The 18,760-nt window shown below is 48.0% G+C and carries 12 protein-coding genes and 3 rRNA genes (1 of these 15 only partly in view); 8 read left to right on the forward strand and 7 right to left on the reverse strand.

Annotation, left to right across the window (positions count from 1 at the left end):
* The 3 genes from AADZ70_RS15940 to rrf all read left to right on the forward strand — a co-directional run.
* Positions 1-1,155, forward strand: a 16S ribosomal RNA gene (locus AADZ70_RS15940); it begins 395 nt to the left of the window's first position.
* A 174-nt stretch (positions 1,156-1,329) separates the two neighbouring features.
* A 23S ribosomal RNA gene (locus AADZ70_RS15945) occupies positions 1,330-4,258 on the forward strand.
* A 51-nt stretch (positions 4,259-4,309) separates the two neighbouring features.
* A 5S ribosomal RNA gene (gene rrf / locus AADZ70_RS15950) occupies positions 4,310-4,425 on the forward strand.
* Together the 16S, 23S and 5S rRNA genes form the textbook arrangement of a ribosomal RNA operon.
* Positions 4,426-4,517: 92 nt before the next feature.
* Here the strand turns inward: rrf and AADZ70_RS15955 are convergent.
* On the reverse strand, positions 4,518-5,729 hold the full coding sequence (locus AADZ70_RS15955) for an MFS transporter (RefSeq protein ID WP_342007304.1): 1,212 nt from the start codon (positions 5,727-5,729) through the stop codon (positions 4,518-4,520).
* A gap of 228 nt (positions 5,730-5,957) precedes the next feature.
* On the opposite strand from AADZ70_RS15955, the gene AADZ70_RS15960 reads away from it, so the two are divergent.
* The 5 genes from AADZ70_RS15960 (at position 5,958) to AADZ70_RS15980 (ending at position 11,951) form a co-directional block, all read left to right on the forward strand.
* Positions 5,958-7,226 (forward strand): aspartate aminotransferase family protein, encoded by a 1,269-nt coding sequence (locus tag AADZ70_RS15960; protein ID WP_016936939.1) that lies wholly within the window; start codon positions 5,958-5,960, stop codon positions 7,224-7,226.
* The gene (locus AADZ70_RS15965; RefSeq protein WP_342007305.1) at positions 7,223-8,173 is read left to right on the forward strand and encodes an inositol monophosphatase family protein; all 951 of its coding nucleotides are present in this window, start codon (positions 7,223-7,225) and stop codon (positions 8,171-8,173) included. Before AADZ70_RS15960 ends, AADZ70_RS15965 begins: the two co-directional genes overlap by 4 nt.
* Complete coding sequence (locus AADZ70_RS15970) at positions 8,148-9,194, forward strand: alcohol dehydrogenase catalytic domain-containing protein (RefSeq protein WP_016936937.1); 1,047 nt, start codon at positions 8,148-8,150, stop codon at positions 9,192-9,194. The genes AADZ70_RS15965 and AADZ70_RS15970 overlap by 26 nt, the downstream gene beginning before the upstream one ends.
* 231 nt (positions 9,195-9,425) lie before the next feature.
* Positions 9,426-10,859: a SulP family inorganic anion transporter gene (locus tag AADZ70_RS15975; protein WP_342007306.1), complete on the forward strand. Its 1,434-nt coding sequence runs from the start codon at positions 9,426-9,428 to the stop codon at positions 10,857-10,859.
* Between the two features lie 150 nt (positions 10,860-11,009).
* Positions 11,010-11,951 carry a bile acid:sodium symporter family protein gene (locus AADZ70_RS15980; protein WP_342008067.1) on the forward strand — a complete coding sequence of 314 codons (942 nt, stop codon included), beginning with the start codon at positions 11,010-11,012 and terminating at the stop codon, positions 11,949-11,951.
* Here the strand turns inward: AADZ70_RS15980 and AADZ70_RS15985 are convergent.
* The 6 genes from AADZ70_RS15985 to AADZ70_RS16010 form a co-directional block, all read right to left on the reverse strand.
* Positions 11,940-12,692 (reverse strand): alpha/beta hydrolase-fold protein, encoded by a 753-nt coding sequence (locus tag AADZ70_RS15985; RefSeq protein ID WP_188154684.1) that lies wholly within the window; start codon positions 12,690-12,692, stop codon positions 11,940-11,942. The two genes, AADZ70_RS15980 and AADZ70_RS15985, sit on opposite strands and share 12 nt — an antisense overlap.
* The gene (feuC, locus tag AADZ70_RS15990) at positions 12,689-13,699 is read right to left on the reverse strand and encodes an iron ABC transporter permease FeuC (protein WP_342008068.1); all 1,011 of its coding nucleotides are present in this window, start codon (positions 13,697-13,699) and stop codon (positions 12,689-12,691) included. The genes AADZ70_RS15985 and feuC overlap by 4 nt, the downstream gene beginning before the upstream one ends.
* Before the next feature lies 1 nt (position 13,700).
* Positions 13,701-14,708, reverse strand: a complete 1,008-nt coding sequence (locus AADZ70_RS15995; RefSeq protein ID WP_016936932.1) for an iron ABC transporter permease — start codon at positions 14,706-14,708, stop codon at positions 13,701-13,703.
* A 19-nt stretch (positions 14,709-14,727) separates the two neighbouring features.
* Complete coding sequence (locus AADZ70_RS16000) at positions 14,728-15,684, reverse strand: iron-hydroxamate ABC transporter substrate-binding protein (RefSeq protein WP_045926353.1); 957 nt, start codon at positions 15,682-15,684, stop codon at positions 14,728-14,730.
* An 87-nt stretch (positions 15,685-15,771) separates the two neighbouring features.
* The gene (locus AADZ70_RS16005) at positions 15,772-17,367 is read right to left on the reverse strand and encodes a helix-turn-helix domain-containing protein (protein WP_342007307.1); all 1,596 of its coding nucleotides are present in this window, start codon (positions 17,365-17,367) and stop codon (positions 15,772-15,774) included.
* A 137-nt stretch (positions 17,368-17,504) separates the two neighbouring features.
* Positions 17,505-18,749, reverse strand: a complete 1,245-nt coding sequence (locus tag AADZ70_RS16010; protein WP_016936929.1) for a DUF1343 domain-containing protein — start codon at positions 18,747-18,749, stop codon at positions 17,505-17,507.
* Positions 18,750-18,760: the final 11 nt, after the last annotated feature.

Below are 18,760 nucleotides of genomic sequence, written 5' to 3' on the forward strand. Positions count from 1 at the left end.
CGGAGCAACGCCGCGTGAGTGATGAAGGTTTTCGGATCGTAAAGCTCTGTTGTTAGGGAAGAACAAGTGCCGTTCAAATAGGGCGGCACCTTGACGGTACCTAACCAGAAAGCCACGGCTAACTACGTGCCAGCAGCCGCGGTAATACGTAGGTGGCAAGCGTTGTCCGGAATTATTGGGCGTAAAGGGCTCGCAGGCGGTTTCTTAAGTCTGATGTGAAAGCCCCCGGCTCAACCGGGGAGGGTCATTGGAAACTGGGGAACTTGAGTGCAGAAGAGGAGAGTGGAATTCCACGTGTAGCGGTGAAATGCGTAGAGATGTGGAGGAACACCAGTGGCGAAGGCGACTCTCTGGTCTGTAACTGACGCTGAGGAGCGAAAGCGTGGGGAGCGAACAGGATTAGATACCCTGGTAGTCCACGCCGTAAACGATGAGTGCTAAGTGTTAGGGGGTTTCCGCCCCTTAGTGCTGCAGCTAACGCATTAAGCACTCCGCCTGGGGAGTACGGTCGCAAGACTGAAACTCAAAGGAATTGACGGGGGCCCGCACAAGCGGTGGAGCATGTGGTTTAATTCGAAGCAACGCGAAGAACCTTACCAGGTCTTGACATCCTCTGACAATCCTAGAGATAGGACGTCCCCTTCGGGGGCAGAGTGACAGGTGGTGCATGGTTGTCGTCAGCTCGTGTCGTGAGATGTTGGGTTAAGTCCCGCAACGAGCGCAACCCTTGATCTTAGTTGCCAGCATTCAGTTGGGCACTCTAAGGTGACTGCCGGTGACAAACCGGAGGAAGGTGGGGATGACGTCAAATCATCATGCCCCTTATGACCTGGGCTACACACGTGCTACAATGGGCAGAACAAAGGGCAGCGAAACCGCGAGGTTAAGCCAATCCCACAAATCTGTTCTCAGTTCGGATCGCAGTCTGCAACTCGACTGCGTGAAGCTGGAATCGCTAGTAATCGCGGATCAGCATGCCGCGGTGAATACGTTCCCGGGCCTTGTACACACCGCCCGTCACACCACGAGAGTTTGTAACACCCGAAGTCGGTGAGGTAACCTTTATGGAGCCAGCCGCCGAAGGTGGGACAGATGATTGGGGTGAAGTCGTAACAAGGTAGCCGTATCGGAAGGTGCGGCTGGATCACCTCCTTTCTAAGGATTTTAACGGAATATAAGACCTTGGGTCTTATAAACAGAACGTTCCCTGTCTTGTTTAGTTTTGAAGGATCATTCGATTCTTCGAGATAATGTTCTTTGAAAACTAGATAACAGAAGTAATTCACATTCAATTGTAATGCAAGAAATCACGTAGTGATTCTTTTTAACGGTTAAGTTAGAAAGGGCGCACGGTGGATGCCTTGGCACTAGGAGCCGATGAAGGACGGGACGAACACCGATATGCTTCGGGGAGCTGTAAGCAAGCTTTGATCCGGAGATTTCCGAATGGGGAAACCCACCACTCGTAATGGAGTGGTATCCATATCTGAATACATAGGATATGAGAAGGCAGACCCGGGGAACTGAAACATCTAAGTACCCGGAGGAAGAGAAAGCAAATGCGATTCCCTGAGTAGCGGCGAGCGAAACGGGATCAGCCCAAACCAAGAGGCTTGCCTCTTGGGGTTGTAGGACACTCTGTACGGAGTTACAAAGGAACGAGGTAGATGAAGAGGTCTGGAAAGGCCCGCCATAGGAGGTAACAGCCCTGTAGTCAAAACTTCGTTCTCTCCAGAGTGGATCCTGAGTACGGCGGAACACGTGAAATTCCGTCGGAATCCGGGAGGACCATCTCCCAAGGCTAAATACTCCCTAGTGACCGATAGTGAACCAGTACCGTGAGGGAAAGGTGAAAAGCACCCCGGAAGGGGAGTGAAAGAGATCCTGAAACCGTGTGCCTACAAGTAGTCAGAGCCCGTTAACGGGTGATGGCGTGCCTTTTGTAGAATGAACCGGCGAGTTACGATCCCGTGCAAGGTTAAGCAGAAGATGCGGAGCCGCAGCGAAAGCGAGTCTGAATAGGGCGCATGAGTACGTGGTCGTAGACCCGAAACCAGGTGATCTACCCATGTCCAGGGTGAAGTTCAGGTAACACTGAATGGAGGCCCGAACCCACGCACGTTGAAAAGTGCGGGGATGAGGTGTGGGTAGGGGTGAAATGCCAATCGAACCTGGAGATAGCTGGTTCTCTCCGAAATAGCTTTAGGGCTAGCCTCAAGGTAAGAGTCTCGGAGGTAGAGCACTGATTGGACTAGGGGCCCCTACCGGGTTACCGAATTCAGTCAAACTCCGAATGCCGATGACTTATCCTTGGGAGTCAGACTGCGAGTGATAAGATCCGTAGTCGAAAGGGAAACAGCCCAGACCGCCAGCTAAGGTCCCAAAGTATACGTTAAGTGGAAAAGGATGTGGAGTTGCTTAGACAACCAGGATGTTGGCTTAGAAGCAGCCACCATTTAAAGAGTGCGTAATAGCTCACTGGTCGAGTGACTCTGCGCCGAAAATGTACCGGGGCTAAACGTATCACCGAAGCTGCGGACTGTTCTTCGAACAGTGGTAGGAGAGCGTTCTAAGGGCTGTGAAGCAAGACCGGAAGGACTTGTGGAGCGCTTAGAAGTGAGAATGCCGGTATGAGTAGCGAAAGAGGGGTGAGAATCCCCTCCACCGAATGCCTAAGGTTTCCTGAGGAAGGCTCGTCCGCTCAGGGTTAGTCGGGACCTAAGCCGAGGCCGAAAGGCGTAGGCGATGGATAACAGGTTGATATTCCTGTACCACCTCCTCACCATTTGAGCAATGGGGGGACGCAGGAGGATAGGGTAAGCGCGGTATTGGATATCCGCGTCCAAGCAGTTAGGCTGGGAAATAGGCAAATCCGTTTCCCGTGAAGGCTGAGCTGTGATGGCGAGCGAATTATAGTAGCGAAGTTCCTGATTCCACACTGCCAAGAAAAGCCTCTAGCGAGGTGAGAGGTGCCCGTACCGCAAACCGACACAGGTAGGCGAGGAGAGAATCCTAAGGTGATCGAGAGAACTCTCGTTAAGGAACTCGGCAAAATGACCCCGTAACTTCGGGAGAAGGGGTGCTCTGTTAGGGTGCAAGCCCGAGAGAGCCGCAGTGAATAGGCCCAGGCGACTGTTTAGCAAAAACACAGGTCTCTGCGAAGCCGTAAGGCGAAGTATAGGGGCTGACGCCTGCCCGGTGCTGGAAGGTTAAGAGGAGCGCTTAGCGTAAGCGAAGGTGCGAATTGAAGCCCCAGTAAACGGCGGCCGTAACTATAACGGTCCTAAGGTAGCGAAATTCCTTGTCGGGTAAGTTCCGACCCGCACGAAAGGCGCAACGATCTGGGCACTGTCTCAACGAGAGACTCGGTGAAATTATAGTACCTGTGAAGATGCAGGTTACCCGCGACAGGACGGAAAGACCCCGTGGAGCTTTACTGCAGCCTGATATTGAATGTTGGTACAGCTTGTACAGGATAGGTAGGAGCCTTGGAAACCGGAGCGCCAGCTTCGGTGGAGGCATCGGTGGGATACTACCCTGGCTGTATTGACCTTCTAACCCGCCGCCCTTATCGGGCGGGGAGACAGTGTCAGGTGGGCAGTTTGACTGGGGCGGTCGCCTCCTAAAAGGTAACGGAGGCGCCCAAAGGTTCCCTCAGAATGGTTGGAAATCATTCGTAGAGTGTAAAGGCACAAGGGAGCTTGACTGCGAGACCTACAAGTCGAGCAGGGACGAAAGTCGGGCTTAGTGATCCGGTGGTTCCGCATGGAAGGGCCATCGCTCAACGGATAAAAGCTACCCCGGGGATAACAGGCTTATCTCCCCCAAGAGTCCACATCGACGGGGAGGTTTGGCACCTCGATGTCGGCTCATCGCATCCTGGGGCTGTAGTCGGTCCCAAGGGTTGGGCTGTTCGCCCATTAAAGCGGTACGCGAGCTGGGTTCAGAACGTCGTGAGACAGTTCGGTCCCTATCCGTCGCGGGCGCAGGAAATTTGAGAGGAGCTGTCCTTAGTACGAGAGGACCGGGATGGACGCACCGCTGGTGTACCAGTTGTTCTGCCAAGGGCATCGCTGGGTAGCTATGTGCGGACGGGATAAGTGCTGAAAGCATCTAAGCATGAAGCCCCCCTCAAGATGAGATTTCCCATTCCGCAAGGAAGTAAGATCCCTGAAAGATGATCAGGTTGATAGGTCTGAGGTGGAAGTGTGGCGACACATGGAGCTGACAGATACTAATCGATCGAGGGCTTAACCATTTTTGAATGTATGCTTACTGTTATCTAGTTTTGAGAGAACACTCTCAATGGTTTGGTGGCGATAGCGAAGAGGTCACACCCGTTCCCATGCCGAACACGGAAGTTAAGCTCTTCAGCGCCGATGGTAGTCGGGGGTTTCCCCCTGTGAGAGTAGGACGCCGCCAAGCGATCTTGACCCAGTTCATCATGAACTGGGTTTTTTATATGAAAGATGTATATATATAAAGCTAATGCCTTTCCAAGGCATTAGCTTTTTTGTTTATATTGATTTTGTTTTACTGGTGTGATTTTGAAGACTGTTTGATTTTATTGTCTCGAGTATTCTTAAACTGAACACAATCAGCAGCATAAGAAGCATCAGTGCAGTAAACAGCCAGAACGCGGTTTGGGCGGGATATTCATCTAAGCTCCAGCCGACGGCGATCGGAAGGAGTGAACCTCCTAATCCATTTGAAGCGAGCAGAATACTGGTGGTCGTTTCTGTCTTTCCGGGATAAAAATGATTGGTGATGATCAGGGCAATTGCAAACATGCCGGCCATGAACAATCCTAAGAAGAAACAAAGGGCAAAACCAAACCATACGTCTTTACTTAAAGCTAGTACAGCAAGTGCAGCCAGACCGCCAATACTTATGATCCGGAGATAACGGTGATAGGTCAGCTTTTCAGATACCGGGCCTGTTAATAACCTGCCGATAATCATCCCGGTCCAATACACTGTTACTGTTATCGTTGCTAAAGAGCTGGGGATATCCCATTTTTCAGCGAAAATGGAGGGGATAAAATGCACGATTGAAACTTCACTGCCGCCGTAAAAGAAGAAATAAGCAGCCGCCAGCGCGATAAACAGCACTCCGTGTGACCGATACCCGGAGCTTTTCTTTTTAGTATCATCAGAAGAGACCTCTTTGCGTATGAGAAGCTCATCAATACTGCCGAAACTCATTTGCTTCCATGCGATTAAAAGTGCAAAACTGGATAACCCTAATACTAAGAAAGCAATTGTCCACATGTGGCTGTTGATAAGAAAGCCTGAGAGCAGAGGCATGAACAGCGCCCCTAATCCGTAAGCCACTTCCATCTTGCTCATGGCCACGGCTTGTCTTTCTTTTATAGCTGTGAGGATGATTGTGCCTACACAGGATTCAACCAATCCCGCGCCAAGTCCTGCGAGGCTGACGAGAAGAAAGAGCAGCGGCCAGGGCGGCAGGAAGGTGATGAAAATTTCACAGCTGATGAGCGCCAGGCCAAGGATAACGGCGTTTTTGCGTCCGAGTTTTTTCACCATGTAAGGCATTCCGATGACACCTATGAGGAAGCCCATGAACTGAGAAAATACTAATACTCCGCCATTACTGTAGCTTTGTGAATAATGTGTGAGTAACTCAGGCAGTACGGCTCCAAGAATGACAAGTGTAAAAGCAATCGATCCATAAGAGAAACAGCTTATCCACAGCAGACGAGTTTTCATCATTTTATCTCCTTATTGGTAAAATAATTTTTCTCTCTACTTGCACGACATGTTGATTTTACAAAAAATCCAAGTATTGTTACTATATCACATAACCTTTTCACGTACATCCCTTATGGTAACGTTAACAAATTGTTAACATTTTTTACAAGAAAGATCGTTGACATTATTTTCAATAATTAATACGATAAAAAGCGAATTTCTAATAATTTCATAGGGGTGGTATTTGTGGGAACGAAGGAAATCACGAATCCAGACAGCTTGTATTACAGTGTTGACGATGTAGTCATGGAGCGCGGAGAAGGGATTTACCTGTACGACCAAGAGGGAAATGAGTATATTGATTGCGCCTCTGCCACATTTAACTTGAATTTAGGATACGGTAACAAAGAGGTCATTGATACGGTTAAAGATCAAGCCGACAAGCTGATCCATGTGACATCGTCCTTTCAAACAGATGCCGTAAATAAACTAGCAGAAAAACTAGTAGAAATCGCCCCCGATAATCTCACAAAAGTACACCCTAAAGTCAGCAGCGGTTCCGGTGCAAATGAAGGAGCTATTAAAATGGCTCAGTATTACTCCGGAAAAACCGATGTCATCTCCTTATTTCGAAGCCACCTCGGACAAACGTATATGACTTCCGCTTTGTCCGGCAACTCATTCAGAAAAGAACCTTTCCCGCCGCAAATTTCTTTTGGCTTACAAGTTCCAGATCCCTATTGCAGCCGCTGTTTTTATAATCAGAAACCGGATTCGTGCGGTATGCTGTGCGTAGAAAGAATTAACGATTTTATTGAGTATGCAAGCAATGGAAAAATTGCCGCCATGATTATTGAGCCGATATCCGGAAATGGCGGAAACGTCGTCCCGCCTAAAGAGTATTTTAAACAGCTGAGAAAGCTTTGTGATGAACATGAAATCGCCCTGATCTTTGATGAAATTCAGACCGGGTTCGGACGGACGGGCAAAATGTTTGCCGCAGACCATTTCGATGTGAAACCTAATATGATGACGGTAGCAAAAGGGCTGGGAGGCACAGGCTTCCAAGTCGCCGCCACTCTGACGGAGGACAAGTACACCGGGCTTCCGGGGTATACGCATTCCTTCACGTACGGGTCAAATGTGATGGCCGCCGCTGCCGCTTGTAAAACCATAGATATCATGCAACGTCCGGGATTTTTGGAGAACGTAACGACTGTCGGTCATTATATTATGGATTGCTTAGAAACGATGAAAGAGGATTTTGCTTTTATTTCTGAAGTAAGAGGCGTCGGTCTGATGATCGGTGTGGAAATTGTCAAAGAGAACAATGAACCGGATGTGGAATTGACCAATTATATTGCCAAACGGGCGATGGATTACGGGCTGATTCTCCGGACATCCCGTTACGGATTCGGAAATGTATTTAAAATCCGTCCGCCTTTAACCATTACACTTAGTGAAGCTGAGGTGCTCTGCTACAGACTTCGCAAGCTATTGGAGGAAATCAAGTGAGAAACTATATCATTGAGCTTGGACAATTTGTTTATCAAAAGGTGAAAAATCAAAAAGGCACACTGAAAAACCGGCTTGTTAACGGATATTCACCTGGAGGCGACGCGCAATTTAATATAGACGCCGCTGCTGAGGAGGCGGTGCTGGATTATATTCAAGAAAAGGGCCATCCGGTTGCCTTTTACACGGAGGATGGCGGGCTGAAGCTGATTGGAGAAGATCCGCAATATATTTTAATTGTAGATCCGATAGACGGAACGCGTCCGGCCGCCGCGGGGCTTGAAATGTCATGTATTTCGATTGCGCTTGCTTCATATAAGCCAAACGCAAAGATTAAGGATATCGAATTTGCTTTTTTGCTTGAATTGAAATCGGGTGCTTATATGTACGGTGATATTTACAGTGATGCCATTCAGTTTGAGGGGTATCAGGGAGAATTGCCGAATTTGAGCGGAGTGCAGGATATTAAGAATATGTTTTGGAGCCTTGAGTTTAACGGGCATCCGGCGCAGCTGATGACGGACGCATACGGTCATCTGATTGACCGGTCGGCCAATAACGGAGGAGTCTTTGTTTTCAACAGCGCTTCTTATTCGATTTCACGAATTATTACGGGGCAGATGGATGCTTATGTGGATATCGGTAATCGTCTGCTGAAAGATGATCCGAAACTGCTTTCAGATTTTCAGCAGGTCGGGAACGGACTGGTGCTGCACTTATTTCCTTATGACATTGCCGCAAGCGTCTTTTTGGCGAAGAAAGCGGGAGTCGTCATTACAGATGCGTACGGCCGGTCTTTGGACGAAACGCTTCTGACAGATTTAAGTTATCAGAATCAGCAATCGTGTATTGCAGCATCAACGAAGGAGCTTCATCAAACATTATTAGACCAAATCCGCTGGGGCAGAAAGGAAGAGAGATATGAAAGCGTTGGTCTGGACTCCTAATGATAAGCTTGAATATCAAGAGGTGGACGAGCCTCAAATTCGAAAATCCAATGATGTGAAGGTGAAAATTTTCGGCACCGGAATCTGCGGCACGGACTTAAATGTGCTGAAGGGAAAAATGAATGCGACCCATCATATGATTATGGGGCATGAATCCGTGGGAGCGGTCACGGAAGTCGGGCCGGACGTGACAAATGTAAAAGTCGGAGACCGCGTCGTGATAGATCCTACGCAGTTTTGCGGGAAATGCCATTATTGCCGGAGAGGGCTGACGTGTTATTGCGAAACCTTCGAGGAGTGGCAGCTCGGAATCGGGGCGCACGGGACGTTTGCGGAATATTACGTGGGGGAAGACAGGTTCATGTACAAAATTCCGGATTCAATGGAATGGGAGCGGGCCACATTGGTTGAACCTCTCTCCTGTGTGCTGAATGTTGTGGATAAGGCTTCGATTCAGCCGGAGGACTCGGTTTTGGTATTGGGATCCGGACCGATCGGACTGCTTGTGCAAATGATGGTAAAAAAACTGGCGCGATTGACGGTTGCGACTGAAATAGGCAGTTTCCGGAGCGAGGCGGCAAGCCGGATATCGGACTATGTCTACCATCCTGAAGCATTAACTGTAGATGAAGTGAAACGGATTAATCAAGGAAGAAAATTTGATGTGATATTTGACGCGATCGGCAACCAGCTTGATTGGGCTTATCCTTTTATTGAAAAGGGAGGCAGAATTGTGCCGATGGGCTTTGATGATACGTATGAGATGACGGTCAGGCCGTACCAGCTGCTGTCAAACGGCGTGACGATTGTGGGCACAGGTGAAGCCCGGCAGATTATGGAGGCCGCGTTAGCATGCGCATCCGATCTCCCCCAGCTCTATGATTTCATTACTGAGAAGACAGAACTGAAGAATTATGAAGAAGCCATTGATCATCTTATGGGCATCGACCCGGTGACAAAAGAAAGAAAGGATATCAGTGCAATCAAAACCATTCTTGTGTCTGATCCGGAACTTTTATAAAAGCGGAAGCGGCTCCAGTGAGAGCCGTTTTCTTTTCTTATTTATACGGTCTTGCACATTTCTTTAAAGTTTAATATGATACTCTTTGTTAACCATTCCTTTCCTCAACGACATTATACTCTGAGCGTGTCCCCTTTTTCCCCGTAAGCTTGCCTCATATTCCCCAGATGAAAATCAATGTTTCCAACTGATAGGGTGCGGATTTTTATAGTAAAAAGGAGTCGTTATCATTTGAAAGATTATACGTTACAGCAGCAGTGGTTCGGGAATGTCCGGAAAGACATTCTGGCGGGTATCCTTGTTGCTCTTGCTCTGATCCCTGAGGCGATCGGGTTTTCAATTATTGCAGGTGTCGATCCGATGGTCGGCCTTTATGCATCATTTTGTATCGCGATTATTATTTCTATATTCGGCGGCAGACCGGGAATGATTTCAGCCGCTACTGGTTCAATGGCGGTTGTCATGGTGACATTGGTGGCCGATTACGGACTGCAGTATTTGTTTGCGGCAACCATTTTGACAGGTATTATTCAATTTATTCTTGGTGTCATTAAGATAGCGAGATTGATGAAATTTATTCCGCGTTCGGTCATGATCGGATTTGTGAACGCCTTGGCGATCTTGATTTTTTCTGCGCAGCTCCCGCAGTTCAAAGGGGCTTCATGGGTCATGTATGCCATGCTTGCCGGATCACTGGCTATCATATATCTTTTGCCGAAGGTTACGACTGCCGTGCCGTCTCCGCTGGTGGCGATTATTGTCATGACGATCATTGCGGTGGTCTTCCATGCGGATGTCCGCACGGTCGGTGATATGGGCGGGATTACAAGTTCACTTCCGCATTTTTTGATACCGGATGTTCCGTGGACGTTTGAGACATTGCGGATTATTTTCCCGTATTCACTGGCGCTTGCATTCGTCGGATTGCTTGAGTCATTGCTGACGGCCCAGATCATTGATGAAATGACGGATACGGATAGTGATAAGAACAAAGAAAGCCGCGGACAAGGCATCGCCAATATTGTGAACGGCTTTTTCGGAGGCATGGCCGGATGCGCCATGATCGGCCAGTCTGTCATTAATACGAAAGCCGGAGGTCGCGGCCGGTTATCGGCTTTTACGGCCGGAGCGTTTTTAATGTTTTTAATTGCCGTATTAAGCGGCATCGTCGTGAAAATTCCGATGGCTGCGCTGGTGGCGGTGATGGTTATGGTGTCCATCGGCACGTTTGACTGGTCGTCGATTAAAGGTTTGCGGAAAGCGCCCCTTACTGATTCGATCGTTATGGTTATTACCGTCGTGACGGTCGTTTTGACAAATGATTTATCAAAGGGTGTTTTCGCGGGTGTGCTGCTAAGCGCGATCTTTTTCACGGCTAAAATTTCTAAGTTGAAGATTGTGTCACATTCCGAACAGAATGATGTCAGAACATATAAGGTAACGGGACAGATCTTTTTTGCTTCCGTGTCTGAGCTGATGAATGCGATCGTTTATGATGAAGGTGTGAAGCGGATTGTCATTGATTTGACCGATGCCCATGTCTGGGATGATTCTGGAGCGGCGGCTCTTGAGAAAATTGTCGGCAAATGTAAAGAATACGGGATTGAAGCTGAATTAAAGGGATTAAATCAGAAAAGCCGAGATTTAATGAAACAAATGGCATAGAATTTGTGAAGTCCGGATGAATATATCCGGGCTTTTTTTCGGTTAAATTCGCCGGTGTGCATTGTTATAATGAATGAGACTTGAAAACCGTATATAGGGGACTTGCATATGATGTGGCTTCAGAAGTTGAACCAAGTGTTGGGGAGAATCATGCCGCTGTTGACTCCGTCAAGTGTAGCGGCGGGTGTGCTGTTATCTCAGCATATCAGCTGGATGGCCGGCGCTGTGCCGTGGGTTTTTGCATTTATTACATTTACGGGCAGTCTGAGTGCCAATTTTCAATCGCTGAAGCGCAGTATTGAGCAGCCGCTCCCGATGATTATGGCATTGTTTGTTCTGCATATTTTCATGCCTGTTTTTGCATGGGGAAGCGGCCATCTGATATTCAGCGGTGACCCTTTAACCGTGACGGGGCTGATTATGGGTGTGGTAATCCCGACCGGAATTACGAGTTTGATTTGGGCTGCGATGTATAAGGGAAATGTCGGATTGACGCTGTCTATTATCCTTGTTGATACCGTGCTGTCTCCTTTTATCGTACCGTTAAGCCTTTCTGTCCTGGCCGGGGCGAATGTTCAGATGGATGTATGGGGAATGATGAAAGGGCTGGCGGAAATGGTGGTGATCCCGTCTATCGCAGGGATGATGGTCAACCAGTTCTCTCCGCCGGTAAGGACTCAGGCGATAAGCCGGTCACTGTCTCCATTTTCAAAAATCTGTCTGATGATTGTCATCGCCATTAACAGTTCGGAAATCGCGCCGTATGTCACGCACGTGGATATCAAGTTTGCGGGCATCGCGGCTATGGTATTTTTTATTGCCATGACGGGTTATGCCGTGGCTTGGCTGATCGGAAGGCTGATGAAGCGGAGCCGGGATGAAATTGTGTCTCTGATTTATACGGGAGGCATGCGTAATATCAGTGCGGGAGCTGTTCTTGCCGTTTCTTTTTTTCCGTCCCAAGTGGCGGTTCCGGTCGTCATCGGGATGCTTTTTCAGCAAATCCTTGCCGCTTTGTTCGGCTATTTGCTGAGACGTTTTGAACTTAAACCGGTCGTGATGAAGTATGAAAAAAACCGCTCAGCCACGTGAGCGGTTTTTTCCGTATAGCCAGCTTAGAGCTGAATTGAATTGTCTTTTGAACGCTTCTTGATGGTGCACGGCGCCCTCTTCGATCGTGAATGAGAGCTGAGCTTGAGAAAAGCCTTTTTGCCTCAGGCTTTTGTACACGTCTTTATTTTGTCGGATCATGGTGTTTTGGATGTTACATTTTTGCTCTGCTTCACGGCTTCCGACAGACATGTAGATACGCTGCCGTGCCGGCTGCAAAGACGCGGAGCGGACAAAGTCAGCCGATTTTTCATACCAAAAGGACCCGGAAATACAGCCGATTCTGCCGAATGTTTCAGGCTTCAGTAACATCGCATATATCGAGAACAGTCCTCCTAATGATGCGCCGATCAGTCCTCTTGTATCCGGATGGGCAGACATGGGATTCATACTTTCAATCGTTGGGATGATGACATTTGTCAGCTCCTCAAGAAAGAGGCTCCCTTTGCCGCCGAAATCAGGAAACGCAGGACTCAGAGAAGGCACAGGCCATGGCGTGTACTCATCGAGCCTGGTATCCGGTTTGATGCCGGCGAGAATCAATTCAGGGAGTTTTCCGTTTGCGAATTGGAGTTCAAGCTTATCCATCTGCTCTAAAAACAAATCGCCCCCATCAAGCACGTAGACACAGGGTAAAGCCCTCGTTTGAACCGGAGCGGATGGAGGAAGGTATACCGTGCATTCCTTTCCGTTTATCCGGTGTTTTGTAAGTGTGCCTCTCAAGCATCCAACCCCTTTTTTTGCTTAAACAGAAGAAAAAAGAAATAAGGAACGCCGAGAATCGCAAGAATAATGCCCGCCGGCACCTCTGAAGGCTGAAAGAATAATTTGCCCGCAAAATCGGCGGAGATGACGAGCAGCATGCCGACCAGTCCGCTGACAGGTAATGAATATCTGTGTTCAATGCTGGCAAGCCTGCGGGAAATATGAGGCGCGATCAGTCCGACAAATGCCATGCTGCCCGCTGCGGTTACACATGCGCTGATCAAAGCGATGCAGGCAACGAGTAAAATGGTTTTTTCTTTATTGGTTGAGACTCCGAGGCTTTTCACCGTGTCCTCATCGAAACGAATGGTATCCAGCAATGACGTTTTCGCCATCAGCAGAGGAATGAACACGATCAGCCACGGCAGTATTGCGGTAATGGTCATCCAGTTTGCCGACCAGATGCTGCCGTTCTTCCAGACCATCGCCATCTCATAATCCTGCGGGTCCATTTTTAATGAAAGAAATAAAGACAGCGCGCTGAATCCGGAATTCATGGCGATTCCCACAAGAATAATTCTTCCGGATTCTAAATGCCCCCGGTGCCAGGCGAAAATATAAATCAGCACGGCAGCCATTAATCCGCCGATGAGCCCAAAGACAGGCATGCCCATTGCGGAGGCAAGCGCCGTCGCTTCAGATTGACCCTGAAACAGAAGCATAAACGTGACGATTCCCGCACCGGCTCCGGCATTGATGCCCAGAATGCCGGGATCGGCAAGCCCGTTCTTGGTAACGGCCTGAATAACGGCTCCGGCTATCCCCAATCCGAGTCCGACGGCAGCCGCCATGACAATACGCGGCAGCCTTAGCTGAAACAGCAAAATGTCATATTGAGGATTCGGATGGATGCGGAAAAGCGCACTGAGCAGTTCACCCGGTTTTGCTGAAAAAGGCCCGCTGGTCATGCTGAAATAACTTACGAGCAGGATGAGAGCAATCAGAATGATATAGATTCCGGCCATTTTACGCACCACGCTGATCCCCTCCTTTTCTTTTAATCAAATAAAGAAAGAAAGGAACACCGATGATAGAAGTGACAACTTCAATAGGCGTCTCAAACGGATAATTAATCAATCGGCTGGCAAGGTCGCAAAGGGTCAGGAAGACGCCGCCGATGATGCACGCGCAGGGAATCAGCCGGCTGTAGTCCGATCCGACGAGAAAACGGGTGATGTGCGGAACGACCAAACCGACAAAGGCAATTTTTCCGGCGAGCGCCACCGAGCTTCCGGTCAATATGACAACGGCCGCCATTGCCATGAGTTTGATGGTTCTTTTCTGCTGTCCCAGACTTTTTGAAATGTCGTCTCCTAATGATACGGCTGTGACCTTTTTGCTGAGAATCATGGCTGTGATGATTCCGAGTGCAAAAAACGGGACGGCCAGTTTCAAAAAATCAGGGTTCATTTGATGCAGTCTCGCACTGTACCAAAAACTGAGATCCTGCGAGATTTGAAAATAAATCGAAAGCGCAGCCGACAGACTGCTGAGAAGCATACTGGTCACCGTTCCGATAATGGCAAGCTGCACCGGGGTAAATCCGCCGGGAAGAATGGAGGCCAGCCCGAAAACAAGGGCAGCGCCGAATGCGGAACCGATAAACGAGTATATGATCATTTCAATGGATGTTGATTGAGGGAGCAATACCATGCAAAGAGTAATGATAAAAGCGGAGCCGTCCGACACACCCATGATCGAAGGCGAGGCCAGATAGTTCCGTGTGATTCCCTGCATGAGCGCCCCGGAAACAGCAAGGGCGGCGCCGATAAACATCGCGCCAACCGCCCTCGGGATTCTTGAATGCCATATGATCTGATGGTCGGTATTCTCCGGATTAAAGTGCAGCAATGCGGAGAACACGGTATGGAAGTCAAGCTGCTTTGCACCGTATAAAACGGAAAGCAGCAGTGACAGAACAATGGCAATCGGTGAAGCGATGATAATAATGTGTGTCCGCCGTTTTGCATACATGTGAAAAACCTACTCTTTATTAGTCTTGAGTCAATTTGTCAGCCGCAACCTGTAAGAAGCGGATTTTACTCCAAGCGGTACCGCCTTGGGCTAATGGATCGATCGTATTGACGTATACATGGTCTTTTTTGACTGCCGTCAGGCTCTTCCAAATCGGATTTTTCTCTAAGTCCTTCAAAGCGTCCGGCTTATCTGCGTTTTCATCATCAGAAAATTGTACGAATATATGGTCGGGGTTCATTTCGCTTAATTTTTCAAGAGAAATCAGCTCCTGCGCTTTCGCCGCTTTCACTTCGTCCGGCGCCTTCAGGCCTAAATCACCGTAAAGCGTAGAGTTGAAATAAACTTGTTCAGGGTAAATGTAAATATTGCCTTGTCTGATTCTGATGACCAGTGCGTTTGCCTGTTTTGCTTTGCTGTTCATCTTTGTTTTCGTCTTTTTCAGGTCCTGATCGTAATCAGCAATGATTTTTTTTGCTTTTTCCTCTTTGCCTGTAAGCTGGGCAAGCAGCATCATGTTCTCTTTCCAGTTTGATGAGATATGAGAGACAGGAATGGTCTCAGCCGTGCCGCTCAATTTTTTTATCGTTTTTTCAGGGAACTTGGTTGATGCCAGAATGACGTCCGGCTGCAGTTCAAGAATTTTCTCCATATTCGGCTGCATTTTTTCACCTGTTGATACGGATTTATCTGTAATATCTTTAAACAGTTCCGGGAATTTGCCGGAGAATGATATCGCTCCTGCCGGATGGACGTCGAGCAATTTGGCGTCTTCCATTGATTCTACGCTGCCCGTAATGGCGATTTTGTCAGTCGGCGCTTTGACTTCATATGTTTTTCCGAGATATTCGATTTTCTTTTTATTTGAAGAAGCGTCCTTACCTTTACTTGCTGTATCAGATGTTTCTGAGCTTCCGCAAGCCGCGGCCGTGAAAGCCAAAAGCAAAATCATGAAAGCGAATGCCAATTTCTTCATCTATTGTTCCTCCTGTTCAATTGATAACTATTATCAATTGGAATTATAGAGAATGAACAAAGATAAGACCATGGACAATTTCCGGTATTACCATGGACGATCTTCGGAAAAAAAGGAAATGCTTTGTTCAATCATCCGCTGATGCCCGCTTGGAGAATATTCAATCCACGGGTCAGATGAAACGGGAAACACTCGTTTATTGCTGACGGCTCTAAGGTTCTGCCATATTTCAGACTGCTGGATGCGCTGAAAATAGCGAAGCGTTTCTGGTTCTTTGCAAGTGAAAAGCATGATGCAGTCAGCCTGGCAATCCGCCAGCATTTCCAATGAAATCTTTTCGTCGGGAGCAAAAGATTCCGGTTTTGCGGAGGCAAAGCCCAGATCACCGAAGAAAACATCCTCAATGCTGTTGTTATGGGCGATATACATATTTTCTTTATATACACGGACAAATAAGAAACGCTGATGCCGCACGTGTTCAAGAGCGTCTTTTGCTGAGTGTGCGAGATTTTGATAGGCTTCAAGCCAGTGCCGGGCTTCCTGTTCTTCATTCAAGTATGCAGCTGCGTAAAGAAACTGGTCTTTCCAATTGTCTTGAGTCGGAATGTAGAAAACTTCGGTGATGTCATTCAGACGCTGTTTTTCTTCTTCACTGACAGAATCCAGACTGAAAATGATGTCCGGCGCAGCTTGAGACAGCGTATGCAGGTTCTCTTCCCAATTTGCGTTATAGCGGTAAGCGCTGAGGTGCACGGGAATGTCTGAAGAGAATTGTTTATAGTAATAGGCCGTCCATTTCGGATGAAGCGTTGCAGCGTAAGGCACGTGATGCAGAGGAATCAAATGTCCCATCATTTCTTTCCCGTACGCGGCCATTTTTGTGCGCCTTTTTTTCATATAGCTTGTAGGTGAGCTGCCCGTACGTTTTTTAAAGATGCGGCTGAAATAAAATTCGTCTTGGTAGCCGATTTGATGAGCGATTTCCCGCAGTTTGCAGCTGGCCTTGGCCATCAGTTTTTTCGCATTGGTTATGCGGATGTCTGTGATATATTCTGTTACGCTTTGTCCATATAGTTTTTTAAAGGTTTCACTGTAATGCTTAGGACTGATTCCCGCCATTTGAGCAAGCTGGGTGAGTGTGATTTTTGTGTCGGATTGGGCATGTATGAATTGTTTTGTCTGTTCGATCGCCGCTTTCGTATTGTTTTGATGGCACACTTTTGCGGCATAAAGGTCGTACATCAGCTGCTGAAAGTCGGCTGTTGACTTCATTTTCTGCAATTCATCCGCCGATCGCGCGTTTTCGGAAAGTGACTGAAGCCGGCTTGTCAGGTGTTCAACCGTTTGCAAATTCATTTGCTGAAGTCCGCGGAAGATGTCTCCTCCGTTATCCGGAAGCATCGCTTTATCATCTGATGAATATGAGAAAATACGGAGTCTGACGATATACAAATGGATGCCGTCTGACGGTGCAGGGTCAATATTGAATGTCTCATCACAAGGACAGATGTAGAGCGTTTCCTTCTGCAGCGGGAAGCTGTCTGTTCCGATATCAATTTGTCCCTCGCCTGTCACATGAAAGATCAGTACCGGGGAATCAGTGAGCTGATGCTCTGACAAAAGGTCTGCTGTTTTTTTTACGGAGATGATATCAATTGGGTGAAAGAATAATGTGTTTTTCATGAGAAACCACCTTTTAGGAAACATTCATTTAAATGATAACTGTTATCATTTGAATTGTACCAAATAAATGAATGTTTTCCTATAAAAAGCGGAAATGTGAAATGCGTCAAAATGTTACACGTGTAACACGAACGTTGTCAGTATATGAGGTATTGCTTTCTTACAAGTTTGAATTGGTCAAGCCGGCGTTGATAAGTGCTGGTGATGTCTTGAATGGAAGCGCCTTGTTCTATTTTTTTGCGTACCCAGCCGTTGCCGATCAGCTTGTCAAAAGCTCCTGTCGGCAGAAATGAGAAGTCATTCGGATATAAGTCATGCATGGTTTTCAGAATGGAGAGCCCTGTTTTTGCCGCTTCAAAGGTGTTTCTGTTCGTTACGTAGACTTGTACGCCGTGGCATAGCTTGCCCTGGTGCTTGGAGAAGCTGGGGATAAATGAAGCGGCTCTGAAGGTGACGCCCGGAAGCTTGAGACTGTTAAGGCGTTCTTCGAGCTCGGTGCTTTTCATATAAGGTGCGCCGATAAGTTCAAACGGCTTTGTCGTGCCCCTTCCTTCAGATACGTTCGTGCCTTCGATTAGTCCTGTCGCCGAATAAGCGAATATGCTGTCCGGGGTCGGGATGTTAGGCGAAGGGAGGACGAACGGCAGACCGGTATCTTCAATGGTCATCGTCCGCTTCCAACGCTTCATCTTTACGACGGTGAGATCGGCGCCAATATGAAACTCTTTATTGAATAGGAGAGCAAGCTCGCCGATGGTCATGCCGTGTTTCAGCGGGATTGGATACAGTCCGACAAATGAAGCGTAGTCAGGCTCAAGAACCGGGCCGTCCGGATGTCGTCCGCCTTGCGGATTCGGCCGGTCCAAGACATAAAAAGGAATGCCTTTTTCTTTGGCCGCCTCCATGGCATAGGCCATTGTATAAATGTAGGTGTAGTATCGCATTCCGACATCCTGGATATCGAAAATCAGCACATCGGTATCTTTCAGCATGTCAGGCGTCGGTTTTCTCGTTTCTCCGTACAGGCTGTAGACGGGAAGCCCTGTTTTTTCATCTATATAGGATGTGACTTTGTCTCCGGCCTGAGCGTCGCCGCGAACACCGTGCTCGGGTCCGAATAATGCCGTCAAATGCATGTCTTGTGCCTCATAAAGCACGTCAACGCTGCTTTTTAATGTTGAGTTCACACCGGTCGGATTAGTGATCAGTCCGATTCTTTTTCCCTTCAGTTCTTGTTTATAATCTTTCAGCAGGCGGTCAATGCCTGTCTGGATGGTTGGTTTTTTGGCAGTGTGTGTGTTACTGTCAGAAGCCGCCGAGACTGCCGTCATAGCACTGATGACGACAAGTCCGGCGAGAAGTGCAGCCGTATGTGTTTTCATGATCAGCCCTC

This window comes from Bacillus sp. YBsi01, assembly GCF_038406745.1.
Taxonomy (GTDB): Bacteria; Bacillota; Bacilli; order Bacillales; family Bacillaceae; genus Bacillus; species Bacillus siamensis.

What these genes read in the sequence shown, in the direction of transcription:
- AADZ70_RS15955 (WP_342007304.1), bottom strand. Translation starts at nt 5,729, where the DNA reads ATGAAAACTCGTCTGCTGTGGATAAGCTGTTTCTCTTATGGATCGATT.
- AADZ70_RS15970 (WP_016936937.1), top strand. Translation starts at nt 8,148, where the DNA reads ATGAAAGCGTTGGTCTGGACTCCTAATGATAAGCTTGAATATCAAGAG.
- AADZ70_RS15980 (WP_342008067.1), top strand. Translation starts at nt 11,010, where the DNA reads ATGCCGCTGTTGACTCCGTCAAGTGTAGCGGCGGGTGTGCTGTTATCT.
- feuC (WP_342008068.1), bottom strand. Translation starts at nt 13,699, where the DNA reads ATGGCCGGAATCTATATCATTCTGATTGCTCTCATCCTGCTCGTAAGT.
- AADZ70_RS15995 (WP_016936932.1), bottom strand. Translation starts at nt 14,708, where the DNA reads ATGTATGCAAAACGGCGGACACACATTATTATCATCGCTTCACCGATT.
- AADZ70_RS16000 (WP_045926353.1), bottom strand. Translation starts at nt 15,684, where the DNA reads ATGAAGAAATTGGCATTCGCTTTCATGATTTTGCTTTTGGCTTTCACG.
- AADZ70_RS16005 (WP_342007307.1), bottom strand. Translation starts at nt 17,367, where the DNA reads ATGAAAAACACATTATTCTTTCACCCAATTGATATCATCTCCGTAAAA.
- AADZ70_RS16010 (WP_016936929.1), bottom strand. Translation starts at nt 18,749, where the DNA reads ATGAAAACACATACGGCTGCACTTCTCGCCGGACTTGTCGTCATCAGT.